Source organism: Geobacter sp. SVR (genome assembly GCF_016865365.1).
GTDB lineage: Bacteria > Desulfobacterota > Desulfuromonadia > Geobacterales > Pseudopelobacteraceae > Pelotalea.
The window spans coordinates 679,511-694,140 of sequence record NZ_AP024469.1 but is presented as its reverse complement, the minus strand read 5'-3'; the positions used below and the strand labels follow the sequence as shown (position 1 = coordinate 694,140).

The 14,630-nt window shown below is 58.3% G+C and carries 14 protein-coding genes; 2 read left to right on the top strand and 12 right to left on the bottom strand.

Translation table 11 applies throughout. From position 1 onward, the window contains the following. Window positions 1-22 precede the first annotated feature (22 nt). Window positions 23-787, top strand: coding sequence for an undecaprenyl-diphosphate phosphatase (locus tag GSVR_RS03305; RefSeq protein WP_173198168.1), 765 nt, complete (start codon window positions 23-25; stop codon window positions 785-787). 77 nt (window positions 788-864) lie between these two features. On the opposite strand, the gene GSVR_RS03300 is transcribed toward GSVR_RS03305, so the two are convergent. From GSVR_RS03300 to htpX, 6 genes are all read right to left on the bottom strand, one after another. Next, a complete protein-coding gene (locus GSVR_RS03300) occupies window positions 865-2,325 on the bottom strand; it encodes a transglutaminase family protein (RefSeq protein ID WP_173198169.1) in 1,461 nt (486 codons plus the stop codon). Window positions 2,326-2,445: 120 nt separating this feature from the next. Continuing rightward, the gene (locus GSVR_RS03295) at window positions 2,446-2,658 is read right to left on the bottom strand and encodes a hypothetical protein (protein ID WP_173198171.1); all 213 of its coding nucleotides are present in this window, start codon (window positions 2,656-2,658) and stop codon (window positions 2,446-2,448) included. Between the two features lie 40 nt (window positions 2,659-2,698). Then, the gene (locus GSVR_RS03290) at window positions 2,699-3,616 is read right to left on the bottom strand and encodes a diguanylate cyclase (protein WP_173198173.1); all 918 of its coding nucleotides are present in this window, start codon (window positions 3,614-3,616) and stop codon (window positions 2,699-2,701) included. Between the two features lie 88 nt (window positions 3,617-3,704). Beyond that, the gene (rpe, locus tag GSVR_RS03285; RefSeq protein ID WP_173198175.1) at window positions 3,705-4,370 is read right to left on the bottom strand and encodes a ribulose-phosphate 3-epimerase; all 666 of its coding nucleotides are present in this window, start codon (window positions 4,368-4,370) and stop codon (window positions 3,705-3,707) included. Between the two features lie 159 nt (window positions 4,371-4,529). Next, window positions 4,530-5,888 (bottom strand): 16S rRNA (cytosine(967)-C(5))-methyltransferase RsmB, encoded by a 1,359-nt coding sequence (rsmB, locus tag GSVR_RS03280; protein ID WP_308936462.1) that lies wholly within the window; start codon window positions 5,886-5,888, stop codon window positions 4,530-4,532. Continuing rightward, window positions 5,885-6,739 (bottom strand): zinc metalloprotease HtpX, encoded by an 855-nt coding sequence (htpX, locus tag GSVR_RS03275; RefSeq protein WP_173198177.1) that lies wholly within the window; start codon window positions 6,737-6,739, stop codon window positions 5,885-5,887. The genes rsmB and htpX overlap by 4 nt, the downstream gene beginning before the upstream one ends. 189 nt (window positions 6,740-6,928) lie before the next feature. On the opposite strand from htpX, the gene ndk reads away from it, so the two are divergent. Beyond that, the gene (gene ndk / locus GSVR_RS03270) at window positions 6,929-7,342 is read left to right on the top strand and encodes a nucleoside-diphosphate kinase (RefSeq protein ID WP_173198179.1); all 414 of its coding nucleotides are present in this window, start codon (window positions 6,929-6,931) and stop codon (window positions 7,340-7,342) included. Between the two features lie 86 nt (window positions 7,343-7,428). On the opposite strand, the gene GSVR_RS03265 is transcribed toward ndk, so the two are convergent. From GSVR_RS03265 to uvrC, 6 genes are all read right to left on the bottom strand, one after another. Next, window positions 7,429-8,112 carry an FKBP-type peptidyl-prolyl cis-trans isomerase gene (locus GSVR_RS03265; protein ID WP_173198181.1) on the bottom strand — a complete coding sequence of 228 codons (684 nt, stop codon included), beginning with the start codon at window positions 8,110-8,112 and terminating at the stop codon, window positions 7,429-7,431. A 106-nt stretch (window positions 8,113-8,218) separates the two neighbouring features. Beyond that, window positions 8,219-9,127, bottom strand: a complete 909-nt coding sequence (gene miaA, locus GSVR_RS03260; protein WP_173198183.1) for a tRNA (adenosine(37)-N6)-dimethylallyltransferase MiaA — start codon at window positions 9,125-9,127, stop codon at window positions 8,219-8,221. 144 nt (window positions 9,128-9,271) lie between these two features. Next, the gene (locus GSVR_RS03255; protein WP_173198185.1) at window positions 9,272-9,595 is read right to left on the bottom strand and encodes a PleD family two-component system response regulator; all 324 of its coding nucleotides are present in this window, start codon (window positions 9,593-9,595) and stop codon (window positions 9,272-9,274) included. Between the two features lie 241 nt (window positions 9,596-9,836). Continuing rightward, a complete protein-coding gene (locus tag GSVR_RS03250) occupies window positions 9,837-10,559 on the bottom strand; it encodes a response regulator transcription factor (protein ID WP_173198187.1) in 723 nt (240 codons plus the stop codon). Window positions 10,560-10,733: 174 nt separating this feature from the next. Continuing rightward, window positions 10,734-12,305: an Ig-like domain-containing protein gene (locus GSVR_RS03245; protein ID WP_173198189.1), complete on the bottom strand. Its 1,572-nt coding sequence runs from the start codon at window positions 12,303-12,305 to the stop codon at window positions 10,734-10,736. A gap of 301 nt (window positions 12,306-12,606) precedes the next feature. Next, window positions 12,607-14,439: an excinuclease ABC subunit UvrC gene (uvrC, locus tag GSVR_RS03240; protein ID WP_173198190.1), complete on the bottom strand. Its 1,833-nt coding sequence runs from the start codon at window positions 14,437-14,439 to the stop codon at window positions 12,607-12,609. Between the last annotated feature and the right edge of the window lie 191 nt (window positions 14,440-14,630).

The following is a 14,630-nucleotide window of genomic DNA, read 5'->3' as shown; positions in this document are numbered from 1 at the left end:
AAGAATACAGAGGGGGACGGGAATGACCGTTATCGAAGCGATCGTACTTGGCATGGTGGAAGGCTTGAGCGAGTTTTTGCCGATCTCGTCCACCGGGCACCTGATCCTGGCCTCGGCACTGATGAAGCTCAGGCAGACCGACACTCACAAGGTGTTCGAGGTAACCATCCAGTCCGGTGCCTTGCTGGCGGTGATTTATATCTACCGCAGCCGCCTGACGGCCGGCACTGACCTGCTCAAAAAACTCTGCTTCGCCTTCCTGCCCACCGGAGCGCTCGGGTTTCTGCTGTACAAGGTCGTCAAGAGCTTCTTCCAGCCGTCACTTGTCAGCTACATGCTGATTGCCGGAGGTATCGCCTTCATCCTTATCGAACGGTGGATCAAAGACCGTCCCGCCACGGTGGTCGACCTGGAGGGCATGTCATACCGGCAGGCCTTTTCCATAGGGCTGATCCAGAGCCTTTCGATGATTCCCGGCGTGTCCCGCTCCGGCGCCACCATCATGGGAGGGCTGCTGCTCGGCATGAACCGCAAGGATGCGGCAGAATTTTCCTTTCTACTGGCGCTGCCGACCCTGCTGACAGCCACCGCCTACGATATTTACAAGAACCACGCCATATTCAACATGGGTGACTGGCAGAACATCCTGGTGGGATTCATTGCCTCCTTTATCTTCGGCGTGCTGGGGATCAAGGCGCTGCTGAAGTTCATCACCAGCCACACCTTCATCCCCTTCGGCATTTACCGGATCGCCATCGGAGTCCTGTTTTTGCTCTTTCTGCCGTAACCGGACCCCGGGAGCCGAAAATAAAAAAGGCAGAAAACCGAAGTTTTCTGCCTCTCTGACCCAAGTAGCTCAGTCAATCAGTATTTCGCCTCCCGCACGGTTATCCTGATCTTGCCGATGATGGCCAGGATCGGCGCCAGATCCTCCTGGGTATGCCCCTCGAAAAATTTGATATGGGTGGCATCGACCGGCACCTGGTTATAGGTCGGATCCACCGGGATCCAGACGCCCCCCACGAGACTTTCCGCCCAGCTGTGATACAGGAATCCTTTGCCCTCCAGGGAAACCAGCCCGGACACGAACCGGGTAGGAATCCCGGCAGCACGGGCCAGGGCGGTGTAGAGGCGGGTATGGGTTTGGCAATTGCCGACACGCGATTTGAGGCTGGCCAGCGCTCCACCGCCATCGTCCACACTCTTCTTCAGCCATTCCGATGTCCAGGCCGCCAGGGCATGGACCGCTTCCTGACCGCTTTTACCTGCAGTGATCTCCTTTGATTTTGCCACGATCTCCGGAGCGAGGGATTCGATTTTGTCGGCCGGTTTCAGGTAGCGCTCGTCATTGGCTGCCGGCGCGGACTGGTTGTTTTCCGCCGCAGGCGGCACGGCCGAACCGGTTCTGACGATGATGCGTTCCTCGCCCGCCTTCTCCATCGATTGCCCGCACGCCTGCATCAGCGGCAGATTGTCGTTCCAGCCGCTTATCTCCAGAACCAGCCCCTTGAGCTTGGCCTGATCCTTAATGGGGGGCTCTGCTCTGACCAGGCTGAAATCGTAAACAAGGTCCTTGCGGGCCAGGGCGATATTGCTGACAAAAGAGGCCAGCTGCCTGGCATCCTCGGCCTGGGTGACCACCAGCCCATCCCGTACCGACTCCTTGATCGTATTGCCGTGGGCATCTATCCAGATATCGTTGTTGACAAAGGGGTAGAGGTTGTTGCGCAGCTTGACCGCTGCCTGACCGTCGATGGCCTCATTCCCGAAAACGGTGATCTTTACCTCCTTGATCTTCAGTTCCTCGGCATCGAACGTCGCTATGTGGTAGACCTTCCCGGCGGAGCTGTCCCGCATCAGGGGATACAGGTTGAGCACCGGGCCGGGAAACACTTCGTTCTTGAACTTGAGCTGTTTCTGGGTGCGCTTGCCGCCGCTCATCACGCTGATGCGAAGGCTGCTGCCGTACACGTCGCCGGACAGGCTGGAAGACTCTCCGTTTATCGTCTGCTCGACTTTGACCGTTCGCAGAGCCAATCCCTTGTCAACCAGGTATTCCTCGTGGGTGGTGGCTGCTCTTGAGGAGCCCATCACCTTCATCCGCGCACTGCCGTCACCCTTCAGCCGGTAGCCACCCGGCACCTCCGTTATTGTCTGGTGGTAGAATCCGACCCGCTCGTTATCAACGTAGATGCCGAACCAGCGCTCCCCCAGGGGGGGCTTGTCCAGTTTCTGGAACGAGGGGGCGGTCATGGCCGGACATACTCCGGCGACAGACAGCAGCAGCATCAGGCTGAAAAGAAATAGTGCTGTTTTAAGTCTCATGATTTCATCTCCCGTCAGCTCGGATTTTATTGCAAAAAACGCCACCCCGGCTGCCTCGTACATACTCAGGGGCAATCGGCTGTGGCGCAGAACACCCGCCAAGGCGGGCAATGACACAATCTATTCGGTGAAGAAAGGACTCTTTTCCGTCTCCGGCTTCATTTCGCGCTGCTTGAGGCAGCATTGATCCGAAACTTCGGATCCGTCATGAAGTTCCCTGTTGCCGGCCTTGCGCAGCAATGCGGCAGCGGCGGCCAACAGTTCATCCCTGCCGGATGGGGTAAGTCTTCTGAATTCGGCAATCAGGCGTTGTTCGTCCAGGTTCAGATCCATGCTCAAATTGGGCTCCTTTGCATATTCGTTCGGTAGTGCTTCAGCGCGAACACTCAACACGGTCGCGTCCGTTGGCCTTGGCGCGGTACAGCGCGTCATCGGCCAACTTGATGAATTCGTCCACCGACCTGCAGCCGGGCGAAGTGAAGGTGGCCACTCCCAGACTGACGGTGATGGAGAGGGATGATAACGCTCCGGTGAACCGGATACCCCTGATCGATGCGCGCACCCGCTCGGCCACAAAGGCAGCTTCTTCGAGAGAGGTGTCGGGCAACACAGCGACGAATTCCTCCCCTCCGTAACGGGCCGCGATATCATAGCTGCGCAGCTCCTTCTGAAGGTGCAGCGCAACCTTCTGCAACACCACATCTCCCTGCAGATGGCCGCAGGTATCATTGACCTGCTTGAAATGATCGATATCCATCAGGATCAGGGACAGGTTGCCTCCTTTGCGGCTGCTGCGTTGAACCTCCTTGTCCAAGGCCTCCATCAGGTATCGCCGGTTGTACATGCCGGTCAGATGATCGGTATTGGAGAGCTCCAGCAGAAGCTCATTGGTGCGTTTGAGGTCATCCTGGAGATGTTTGATCTTGAGGTGCACCTTGACCCGCGCGACCAGTTCTTCGGGGTCGAAAGGCTTGGTGATATAGTCGCTGGCACCCTGCTCCAGCCCCTTGACCTTCAACTCGCGGTCGTTCATGCCGGTCAGGATGATCACCGGCACATCCTGCAGATCAGGGCGGGACTTCAGCATGTTGAGGAATTTGAACCCGTCGATGCGGGGCATTTCCAGGTCGCAGAGGATGATGTCAACCGGCGAGGCCAGCAATTTCTTGAAGCCCTCCAGTCCGTCATCGGCCTCGTAATAGCGCGCGAACAGCTCGAACGATTCAAGGCTCTTGATGATCCTTTCCCGAATCGCGACAGAGTCGTCTATGATCAGCACGCTATCGAACATGGCGGCAAAATAGTACCTTAATCCAGGCGTAAACACAATCCAGAATCGGTGAACGCGAAATGCACCGCGGCCTGGAAAAATCCGGGGATCAGAGCAACGGCTCCTGCGTCAGGCGCTTCATTTCGGCGATGGTTGCGGCGTAATCGCCGCTGTCGAAAACGGCGCTGCCGGCCACGAACACATCTGCCCCCGCCTGGGAGATCCGGGCGATGTTCGAGGTCTTCACTCCACCGTCCACCTCCAGCTCGGCTTCACTGCCGCGGCGATCCATCATGGCCCGCAGCGAGTGGATCTTTCCCAGACAGGCGTCGATGAAGCTCTGGCCGCCGAAGCCGGGATTGACGGTCATCAGCAGCACCAAGTCCAGATCGTCCAGCACATAGTCGAGAACATTCAGCGGTGTGGCCGGATTGAGGGAGACGCCGGCCTTTTTTCCCAGCGATTTGATCAGCTGTACGGTGCGGTGAAGATGGGCGACTGCCTCGGCGTGCACCACGACGATATCGGCGCCGGCCGCCACAAAATCGGGGATGTAGCGATCAGGATGCTCGATCATCAGATGCACATCCAGCGGTAGCGCAGTCACCTGGCGGGCAGCCTTGACCACCAGGGGGCCGATGGTGATGTTGGGGACAAAGTGCCCGTCCATGACATCCACATGGATATAGTCGGCGCCGGCCGCTTCCAGGGCGCGGATTTCGTCTCCCAGACGGGAGAAATCGGCGGACAGTATCGAAGGGGCGATCTTTTTCATATGTTCATTTCCTCGGTTTATTTTGCCACCGAGTCAGGGAGACCCGGAGACAGCCAAAATCCTTTTTAAACAGAAGGCCAAGTACGGTAAAGCCTTTTGCCTTTCTCCTCGTGCTCCCGCCTTTGGTGTTCCTTGGGGCCTTCGTGCTCTGCAGCAGATTTATCTCTCTCGCTTCCTCAGCCGCGCGGCAAAGAAACCGTCCATGCCATGGCGGTGGGGCCATGCCCGGAACATGCCCTCCGGACTCAACAGTTGCGCATATTCCGGAAACGCATCCTGCAGATTCTCTAGCACATAATCGTCCCGCCGCGAAAGGAAATCACGCACCACCGCCTCGTTTTCCTCCACAGCCGTGGAGCAGGTTGAATACACCAGCGCACCACCGGGCTTCAGCAGTGTCGCAACCTGTTCCAGCAGGACCTTCTGGGTCGTGGACAAACGGACAAGATCGTCCGGCGAGAGCCGCCATTTGGCTTCAGGATTGCGGCGGATCACCCCCAGACCGGAGCAGGGCGCATCGAGCAGGATGCGATCAAAGGAACCGGCCGGAAGAACCTCCTCATGACGCAGGTCCGCGGCGCGGGGGGTGATGATCGTCATCCCCAGCCGTTCGGCTGACTCCCGAATCAGCGGCAGCTTGCTGCGGGAGATGTCGGTGGCGATCAGTTCGCCCCGGTTTTCCATGAGCTGGGCCAAAAGGGTGGCCTTGCCCCCCGGCGCCGCGCAGGCATCCAGCACCCGCTCCCCGGGACGGGCATCCAGCAGGAAGCCTGCTATCTGGGAAGCCTCGTCCTGCACGGCAAACAGCCCTTCGCGGAATCCGGGCAGACCGGGAATGTTGTGGCGCCCCGCAACTCTGATCCCGAGAGGAGAAAAGGAACAGGGAGCGGCTTCGATGCCGCTGTCGGCCAAGCGCTGCAGCAGTTCCTGGCGGTTTGTTCGCAGGGTATTGACACGCAAGGTAAGGGGGGGCGGACTGGAGGATGCCTCGGCCAGACCTTCCGCCTCGACCGGTCCCAATTGATCGAGCCACTGCTGCGCCAGCCAGAGGGGGTGCGAATGCCGGGCAGCCAGGGAGGCGGCCGGTGCTGCTAGGGGATCGGGGAAAATGACGGCATCCTTGCGGCGCAGGTAATTGCGCAGCACAGCGTTGACCAGCCCACTGGCCCGGGGAACGCCTTGCTTGGCCAGGTTGACCGTCTCGTTGACGGCGGCCGAGTGGGGGATGCGATCGAGGTAGACCAGTTGATACAGGCCGAGCCGCAACAGGATCAGCACCTGCGGCTCAAGCTTGCCAAGCGGTTGTTTCAGAAATTCGGACAGGATGTAGTCGAGAGTCCCCTGCCGACGCAGCACGCCGAACACCAACTCGGCGAACAGCCCCCGGTCGGGGCCGGACAGCCCCCCTTCGGACAGCTCCCGGTCCATCGTCTGGTCGGCATAACAACCCTCCTTCTGGATCCGGCGAAGAACCGACCAGGCTGAACGGCGCGGGTTTGACGGGGTCAACGTGCTCAATAGCTGCGGGTCCGTGACATTTCCTGCAGCCGCGCGATCCGCTCCGCCATAGGAGGATGGGTGGAGAACAGCGACATGAGACTGCCGCCGGTCAGCGGGTTGACGATGAACATGTGGGCCGTGGCAGGGGTGGCATCCATGGGGATGCGCTGGTTGGCCATCTCCAGCTTCTGCAGGGCGCTGGCCAGGGAGAGTGGATTATGCGAGATGCTGGCACCGCCGGCATCCGCCCCGAACTCACGGGAACGTGAAATGGCCATCTGCACCAACATGGCCGCGATGGGGGCCAGGATGGCCATGAAGAGCATGCCGAACACCCCGCCCCCCTCGTTATCGTCGCGCCGTCCGCCTCCAAAGATGGCAGCCCACTGGGCCATGTGGGCCAGATAGGTAATGGCTCCGGCAAAGGTGGCGGCCAGAGTGGAAACCAGGATATCCCGGTGCTTGACGTGGGCCAGTTCGTGGGCCATGACCCCGGCAAGTTCGTCCTCGTTCAGAATGCGCAGAATACCGCTGGTGGCGGCAACTGCGGCGTGCTCGGGATTACGGCCCGTGGCAAAGGCATTGGGAGTCTCGGAATCTATCAGATAGACCTTGGGCATGGGGAGGCCGGCGCTCGCGGCCAGTCGGCGTACGATGCCGTAGAAGCGCGGGTCATCCCGTTCTCCGATCTCCCTGGCCCCGTACATGGAGAGGACGATTTTGTCCGAGAACCAGTAGGAGAAGAAGTTCATGCCGGCTGCCATGAGAAAGGCGAAGGTCATGCCGTTGCGGCCTCCGATGGCACCGCCGACAATCACCAGCAGGACGGTCAAAAGCCCCATCAACAAGGTTGTCTTGAGCGTGTTCATCTGGATACCTCACACGGTTGGAATCAGCGCTAGAGCTGTTTTATCACATAATAAACATTGATGGTGAAAAGCGCAAGGCAGCGGCATGAGTGAATCCGCAATCTGCCTGAAACCACGCCAAATACCTTGACAACAGCCGGGGGGGAGTGCTATCAAACCACTTCAATTTTGACACTTTTGGAGGATTCTATGGAACGCACATTCGCCATCATCAAGCCCGACGCAGTCGAGCGCAAGCTGGCCGGCAAGATCCTGGACCGGATCGAAGCAGCCGGTTTCAACATCGTCGGCATGAAAAAGATCAAACTGACCAGATGCCAGGCCGAAGGCTTTTACCATGTCCACAAGGAGCGCCCCTTCTTCAACGATCTGTGCGCCTTCATGTCGCGCAGCCCGGTGGTCGTGCTGTGCCTGGAGAAGGAAAACGCCATTGCCGACTGGCGCACCCTGATGGGCGCCACCAATCCCGCCAACGCCGAGCCCGGCACCATCCGCAAGGACTTCGCCGTCAACATCGAGGAAAACTCGGCCCACGGCTCCGACGCACCCGAAACCGCCGCTTTCGAGATCCCTTACTTCTTCAGCGCGCTGGAACTGGTCTGATCCGTCGAGCTGCATCGCAGTAAAAACACGAAAGCCCTTCCGAATGGAAGGGCTTTCGTGTTTGCGGAAGCACCATCTGGCGCGGACTACTTTACGGCACTCTCCGCTTTCTTGACATCCAGCAGTTCCACATCAAATACCAGGGTGGCACCCGGCAGAATCAGCTCCCCGGCGCCGTTTTCACCGTAGGCCAGATCCGAAGGGCAGACCAGCTTTGCCTTGCCCCCGGGTTTCATCTTCTGCAGACCCTCGGTCCAGCACTTGATGACTCCGTCCAGACGGAACTCAGCCGGCATGCCCCGTTTGTAGGAACTGTCGAATTCCTTGCCGTCGGTGAGGGTGCCACGATAGTTGACCTTGACCGTGTCACTGGCGGTCGGTCCTGCCCCGGCCCCCTCTTTCTGGGGTATGTACACCAGACCGGAAGCGGTCTTCTGGGCATCCTTCTCCTTGGCAGCCTGCTCGATATAAGCCTTGCCCGCTGCAGCCTGCTTTTCCCCCTGGGCCTTACGCCGGGTGCGGGCCATTTCCTGGACCTTTTCGGTATACGCACTCGCTTCCACCACCGGCTTTTTGCCGGTTACCGCGTCAGTGAGCCCCTGCTTGACGTACTCCAACTCGTTCGGGGACAACTGGAAAACGGACATGGAGCGGGCTACCAGCTGTCCGATGGCATAAAGGGTCTTCTGCTCCTCGGTCTTTGGCTCTTCAGCGGCGAATACCGGTGTGGCGAGCAGTGCGATCAGCAATGTGACAATTAATCTGTGCATTTTTCCCTCCAGAATTAGTGAAATACAGGCATTGGCAATTGTAGCAAAGCCCTGTGCATTGGCAAGGGGCTTTTGAGCCTCCCGAGGGCGGGCCCTTTGGGCGGCTTCAGCCCGTGCGCCCCATGATCCGGCGGGCTGCCTGAAGCGGATCGCCTGCGCCGTCCACCCAGTAGATCGTCACCCCATGCCGCTCCATCCGACGAAACCACGTCTCCTGCCGTTTGGCAAAATCATGGATAGCGCTGTTCAATCTTTGAAACATGTCGTTGCGACTCATCTCTCCTCGCAGAAAGCTCCCCACGAAACGGTATTCCAATCCGTAATAATTCAGTCGCTCCCAGGGCACCCCCTCTTCATGCAGGCGGCGGACCTCTTCGATCATGCCGTTTTCCAGGCGCTGCTGCAGGCGTTCGGTTATCCTGCGGCGCAGCTCGCTCCGTTCCCAGCGGATACCGATCACCAGAGGGCGGACTTCGGGAGACGCCCCCTCTTCCGAAACGCTTCCGTGGAGCGCAATTTCGATGGCACGGATCAGGCGGCTCCGGTCCCGGAGGTCGGTCGTGTTGTGCTGCTCGGGGCGCAGCTGGAGCAGTCTTTCTCCCAGCTCGGCGTCACAGCATCCTGCCAGCTCTGCTCGCAGGGCGGGGTTCTCCGGGACTGCCTCCATGCGATAGCCGCGCAGGGCGGCGTCAAGATACATGCCGGTGCCGCCGCACAGGACCGGAAGCCGGTGCCGGACCGCTATACCGGTAAAGGCGACAAAAAAAAGCCGCTGAAACTCGAACACGCTGAATTCGGCGCCAGCCTCGTGGATATCGATCAGGTGATACGGCACATCGCCATATTCGTGCAGATCCTTGCCGGTGCCGATATCCATGCCGCGAAAGACCTGGCGCGAATCGGCCGAGATAATCTCGCCTCCGCATTCGCGGGCCAGAGCCACGGCGAGCCGGGTCTTGCCCGAAGCGGTGGGGCCGAGTATGGTCAGGAGGTTGAAGGATGGGGGTAGTGTCATAGTGCGGTGTGCTGTATGAGCGGCTGAACGCGGACGGGAGTCGGAAACAGGCCGACCCTATCACGAACAGGGGATTTCGTCAAAAACTGAAATCAGAGGGGGGAATCAGAGAAGCATCTCCACCGGGAAAGGCCGATGTCCGGATCAGACAAAACCATATCGGATGAGCATACCACGCAGTTCGTCATCGCCGAACGGCTTGACGAGATAATCGCTGCAATCCCCCTCGATCAGGGCCTGCACCATGTCTTCCGTGGAGTGCAACGAACTGGCCATGATAATGGTCGCCTTGCCGTTTCCCGCTATCCCCGCTTCCCGCTCCAGGGCGCGGATCCGCTTCAATGCTTCCTGGCCGTCCATCTCCGGCATGACGATGTCGGAGAAACACCAGATTGTAAGGCGTGCCGTTCCGCAGCGCCTCCTCGAACAGTTCCACTGCCCGGAGCCCGGTTCCGGCTTTGGCAACATTGGCAATCCCTGATTCGGCAAGAGCCTTTTCCACAACCCTCTGAACGCTCCGCGAATCGTCCACGACCAGCGCCTTGGTTTCGCCTTTCATGGACCCCCCCTTGAATGCAAAGTGATGAAGAACAATTCAAGGGGCAAAAGGTACCGCACCAGTGTACTGATGGGCACACATTTTATCTGACACTTTCTTACAAATTCTTACAGATTGGCCGTATCAAGAAGGGGGGTGATCACGGGTTGCCTAGGGACTACCATCCGTGTAATCCGCTTCGGCAAGAAAGGCATACCCGAGATTGTGGCGGGAACGCACCGGCAGTTCGCTATCAGGGTCCTTGGCCTTGACTTTCGAGCGCAGCCGGCTGATCAGCGTCTCCAGACGCCTGTCGGCATACTGGTCATCCGGCTGACCGAGCGCAGCGAAGATATTCTTCCGTGAAACGATTTCGCCCGGGAATTCCATCAGTGTGCGCATCAGGATGAACTCCTGGGCACTCAGGGAGACTTCGATCCCTTGCGGGGTCAACAACTTGGAGACAAGGGCATTGAAATGCCACACAGGGGGGGGAGGCTCTGCTGATAGCCTGCGTGCCAGGCTTCGGAGCGCAGCCTCAAGCTCACGGAGATCGACCGGCTTCACGAAATAAAGGTCAGCGCCGTTCTCGAAGCTTTGCACGCGGTCACTGACCCTTCCATACGAGGTGACCATCGCGATGCCGCACGTGCTTGTCTGCCGTAGGCGGCGGGCGATTGCCATGCCGTCTTCGCCCGGCAGTCCGATGTCCAGGACCACCACGTCGGCCGGCGCCTCGGCCAGCACGGCATCCAGGTCCTGACCGTCCACCGCCCCCCTGACGTGGTGCCCGAATTCGGCCAGCCCCATGACAAGCAGTTGCCGCACATCTTCGATGTCCTCGACAACAACTATATGTAGCGCTTGCGTGGCACTGGTAATGGTAGGGTTCATGCTGTGTCCTGCATTGATTGTAATTAGAGGGGCCAGCCTGCCGTGGACATACAATATTATTTTTAGTCAAGAATTTGAAGAGGCTTTTCCGAAATTTTTGGCGCCTCGTGCAACTGTTTGAAAATGGGTTCTGCCACCGACGGGCCGAGCCCTATTTGTTCGCTCCAAAGGCTCTTATTGGGGAGAATCATTGGTGATCCGAATGAATGCCAGATGCATCGCATTCGAATTTTGATCCACCTGTGTGCCCCCGGCGACAATCTTGCCGTCCTGACGGATGGTTAGTGCATTAATCCTGACCGATGGAATGCTGATTTTGCCTCTTGACCCGAATCCACTATCTAAGGTGCCCTCAGGATTCAGTCGTATAAAGCCACCTTTTGAGTTGCCAGCATAATCTCCGGCTACGATTATCTTGCCGTCGGCCTGGACGACAATGCATCTGCCGACGCTGGGGGATGTAAAGTCATAGGATAGGAACCGCACCGTCCCAAAAGAATATAGTTCTGCGCCCCGAGAATTGAATCCGGCAACGATAGCATTCGAGTATTTTTCTCCTCTTAAGGTCGCAGTGCCGGAAATGAATATGTCCCCGTTCGGTGCTATCGCAACATCTGTCGTGGCAAGATTGCTGTAACCCGTATATATTGTGACAGAAGCTTCTCCGCCGGTCCCAAAAGAGGAGTCCGGTTTGCCTGCCATAGTGAATCGGGCGACCGCCATACGATTCGCATTGTCAAGGCCGGCAATGATCAATTTGCCGTCTGCTTGAAGAATACCTGAGCTTATGGAAGAAACCGACGATGGCGGCAGGGCAACAATCCCGTTTGTGCCGTATATCGCATCAACGGTGCCTGCAGCAGTCAGCCTCACAATGGACGATGCGCCCAGTACATAATAGAGCCCATTGGTCGCATCATACATGACCCGGGAGACCGAAAAACCGGTTATAGGTGTTGAAGCCATACCCCCTGCACCATAACTGGTGTCCGGAGACCCGTCGGCATTCAGTCTGATCAGAGCCAGATGTGCCGAACTGTTCGTTCCGGCCACAACAATCTTACCATCCGGCATGACATCCATTGCATTCGCGTCTATCAGGTTCAGGCCGGATGTGGTCGAAGTAACCACTCCTCCGGCGCCGAAACCTGTGTCCAGTGAGCCGTTATTCAACAACTGCACGAGGATATATGTTCGTGATCCGGCGATTCCGAGTCCCAGGGTTTTGTCCTGTTGGACCACTTTCACGGACTGTATCCGCTCGACAGTATCCGGGACTGCATCATACACAGCTAATCCGTTATCTCCAAAGGTACTGTCCACGAGTGAAGTGGGCGCAGCTATCACTGTGACGGTTATAGGCGTTGAGTAGATATAGGAGTAGAGATTGTCATATTTGGCGGTGATCTCTGCAGTCCCGGCGGAAACAGCCGTTACTTCTCCATAGGGAGAGACAGTGGCAACTGAAGTATCGCTCGAATGCCATGTTACCTCCCAACTCAGGTCCTCTTGCGAGTAGTCGTCACAGGTCGCGGTGGCGGTGAGAGACTGGGTATCGCCGACAAGGAGGTTAAGGGCAGCAGGGGTTACTTGGATAGTATCGACGCTATAGTACTCGCTGCCGCCATAACCACCGCCACCATAACCGCCGCTGTAATCACCATCGTAGGGGCTGCAACCGGAGAATACCAGAGTACACACAACCATCACTATCCCTGGAAAGTTTCTCAAGATCCGGGTAATCATTTCGTTGCCCCCCCTGATGTGAATTAAACTGACACACATTAGGACGGCCGGTTGAGTACAAAAGTTACTGGGAAACGATGTGTGCCAGTAAAATTGCAGAGTTAGTGCCTCTCCGGGATCAGCTTACGAGGCTACAGCCGCCGGCCTCGAACATAAAAGGGGGCGGTCCTAGATGATTAGTCAAGCCGTTGCTTAACCCCGACTTCCTTTAGGCCCTGGCTTACCGTGCTTTCAAAGAGCAATTTATAAACTTTGGACAAAGTCCTCTGAGCCGATTGGGCTGATAGTCCGTTCGTGTTTCCTAATCTCCATGCAGCGCCACATAAAGTTTCGCCGCCGTTGCCCGATTCATTCCCTCCACCGCGGCGATCTCCTCCACACTCGCCTGCTTGAGCTGCTGCAGGCTGCCGAAATGCCGCAGCAGAGCCGTGCGCCGTTTTGGACCGATACCGGGCAGTTGCTCGACAGCAGAGGCCATGCCGTTTTTTCCCCTCAACTTCCGGTGGTATTCGATCGCAAATCGATGCGCTTCATTGCGGATAGCGGCCAGCAACAAGAGCGGGGCCGAGTTCTGCCGCAGCACCACCGGGTTTTTGCGCCCCGGCAGGAAAACCCGCTCGTCGCTCTTCTCGATCACCTCAGATGCGCTGTTCCCGCTCACGCGGCTCTTAGCCAGCGAAACCAGATCGAATCGCCCCTTCAGCCCCAGTCCACTGATAATTTCACCGGCTGCATTCAACTGGCCGATGCCCCCATCCACCACCACCAGATCGGGCAAGCCTTCCTGCTCCACCTTTTCGCTGCTGAAGCGGCGCGAGAAGACCTCGGCCAGCATGGCGAAATCGTCCTGACCAACCACGTCGCGTATCCGGTAACGGCGGTAGCGCGCCTTGTCCGGCCGACCGTCGCTGAACACGACTCCGCTCCCCACGGAAAAGCGTCCCTGGATGGTCGAGATGTCGTAACATTCGATCCGCGCCGGCAAGCGCGACAGATGCAGGCGCTGCCGCAAGACCTCCAGTACCGCCTGAGACGAGGCGTGCCGGTCGTCCCGCTCCCGCAGCGCAGCAGCCGCATTTTTACCTGCCAACTCCACCAGTTCTCGCTTCAACCCCCGCGAGGGGCGCACTATGGTGACCTTTCTGCCCTTCCTCTCGGCCAAAAGCTCAGCCAATGCCGCTCCCTCTTCGATATCGAGCGGCAGCAGAATATCCTCCGGTATGAAGGCATCCTCGCCGTAATACTGGGTCAGAAAGGCGGCGATCCCCTCGGCGTCTTCCAACTCCCAGCTCAGACTGAAAAGGCGGCTTCCCGTCAGCACGCCGCCGCGGATAAACAGCAGCGCCAGTTCCAGGCGGGAGCCATCGCGGTAAAAACCGACGGCATCGGTGTCTCCGCCGCGGGTGACCATCTTTTGCTTCTCCACAGTCACCTCGATCGACCGCAGCAGGTTCCGCCAGCGGGCTGCCTCCTCAAATCGCAGTTCCTGAGAGGCCTCCTGCATGCGGCGACGGAACTCCGCCACCAGCTGCCGGTTCCTCCCCTCCAGGAACAGTATGGCCCCCTCCACAAGCAATCCGTATTCCGCGGCCGATATCAGGCCGCTGCAGGGGGCGCTGCACTGTCCGATCTGGTAATAAAGGCAGGGGCGCTTACGGGCCATGCAGCGGGCCAGCGGATAGTGGCGCAGGGGGAACATGCGCTGGAGCTGGCGCAACACTTCGCGGGCCGCGGATGCGGAGGCATAGGGTCCAAAATAGCGCGCGCCGTCGCGGGGGACCTTGCGCACGATGCCGAAGCGGGGAAACTCCTCGTTGGGATCGAGGCGGAGGGAAAAGTAGGTCTTGTCATCTTTCAGGCTGAGATTGTAGCGAGGATGGTGCTGCTTGATGAGGGTATTCTCCAGCAGCAGCGCCTCCTTTTCGGTATCGGTCAGCATGACCTCGATGTCGGCGATCCGGGCAACCAGGAATTTGATGTGGTACCGGGAATCTCCGGTGGCGCTGAAGTAGGCGCGCACGCGCTGGCGCAGACTGCGCGCCTTGCCGACATAGATGATTTCCCCTGCGGCGTCGCGCATCAGGTACACGCCCGGGGAGTTCGGCAGCTGTCGTATTTTATCCTCTACACCCATGGGGCTGTATTCTAGCCGTTTGATAACGGAATGAAAAGCCCGTTGCGTCACAATGCCTCTTTTTTGGGCGTCAGCACAAATTTGGGGCAGCCGTTACTAGTGCGTTGCATACAATCCTGCTCTCATTACAACCCTTTGCGCCATCGCACCCCGATCTGGCAGAATTCTTGCTAAAACAGACCTTTGCCCAA

Excerpts from the sequence above, each read along its gene's own strand:
- GSVR_RS03305 (WP_173198168.1), top strand. The coding sequence starts at position 23 with ATGACCGTTATCGAAGCGATCGTACTTGGCATGGTGGAAGGCTTGAGC.
- GSVR_RS03300 (WP_173198169.1), bottom strand. The coding sequence starts at position 2,325 with ATGAGACTTAAAACAGCACTATTTCTTTTCAGCCTGATGCTGCTGCTG.
- GSVR_RS03295 (WP_173198171.1), bottom strand. The coding sequence starts at position 2,658 with ATGGATCTGAACCTGGACGAACAACGCCTGATTGCCGAATTCAGAAGA.
- GSVR_RS03290 (WP_173198173.1), bottom strand. The coding sequence starts at position 3,616 with ATGTTCGATAGCGTGCTGATCATAGACGACTCTGTCGCGATTCGGGAA.
- rpe (WP_173198175.1), bottom strand. The coding sequence starts at position 4,370 with ATGAAAAAGATCGCCCCTTCGATACTGTCCGCCGATTTCTCCCGTCTG.
- htpX (WP_173198177.1), bottom strand. The coding sequence starts at position 6,739 with ATGAACACGCTCAAGACAACCTTGTTGATGGGGCTTTTGACCGTCCTG.
- ndk (WP_173198179.1), top strand. The coding sequence starts at position 6,929 with ATGGAACGCACATTCGCCATCATCAAGCCCGACGCAGTCGAGCGCAAG.
- GSVR_RS03265 (WP_173198181.1), bottom strand. The coding sequence starts at position 8,112 with ATGCACAGATTAATTGTCACATTGCTGATCGCACTGCTCGCCACACCG.
- miaA (WP_173198183.1), bottom strand. The coding sequence starts at position 9,127 with ATGACACTACCCCCATCCTTCAACCTCCTGACCATACTCGGCCCCACC.
- GSVR_RS03255 (WP_173198185.1), bottom strand. The coding sequence starts at position 9,595 with ATGTTGCCAAAGCCGGAACCGGGCTCCGGGCAGTGGAACTGTTCGAGG.
- GSVR_RS03250 (WP_173198187.1), bottom strand. The coding sequence starts at position 10,559 with ATGAACCCTACCATTACCAGTGCCACGCAAGCGCTACATATAGTTGTT.
- GSVR_RS03245 (WP_173198189.1), bottom strand. The coding sequence starts at position 12,305 with ATGATTACCCGGATCTTGAGAAACTTTCCAGGGATAGTGATGGTTGTG.
- uvrC (WP_173198190.1), bottom strand. The coding sequence starts at position 14,439 with ATGGGTGTAGAGGATAAAATACGACAGCTGCCGAACTCCCCGGGCGTG.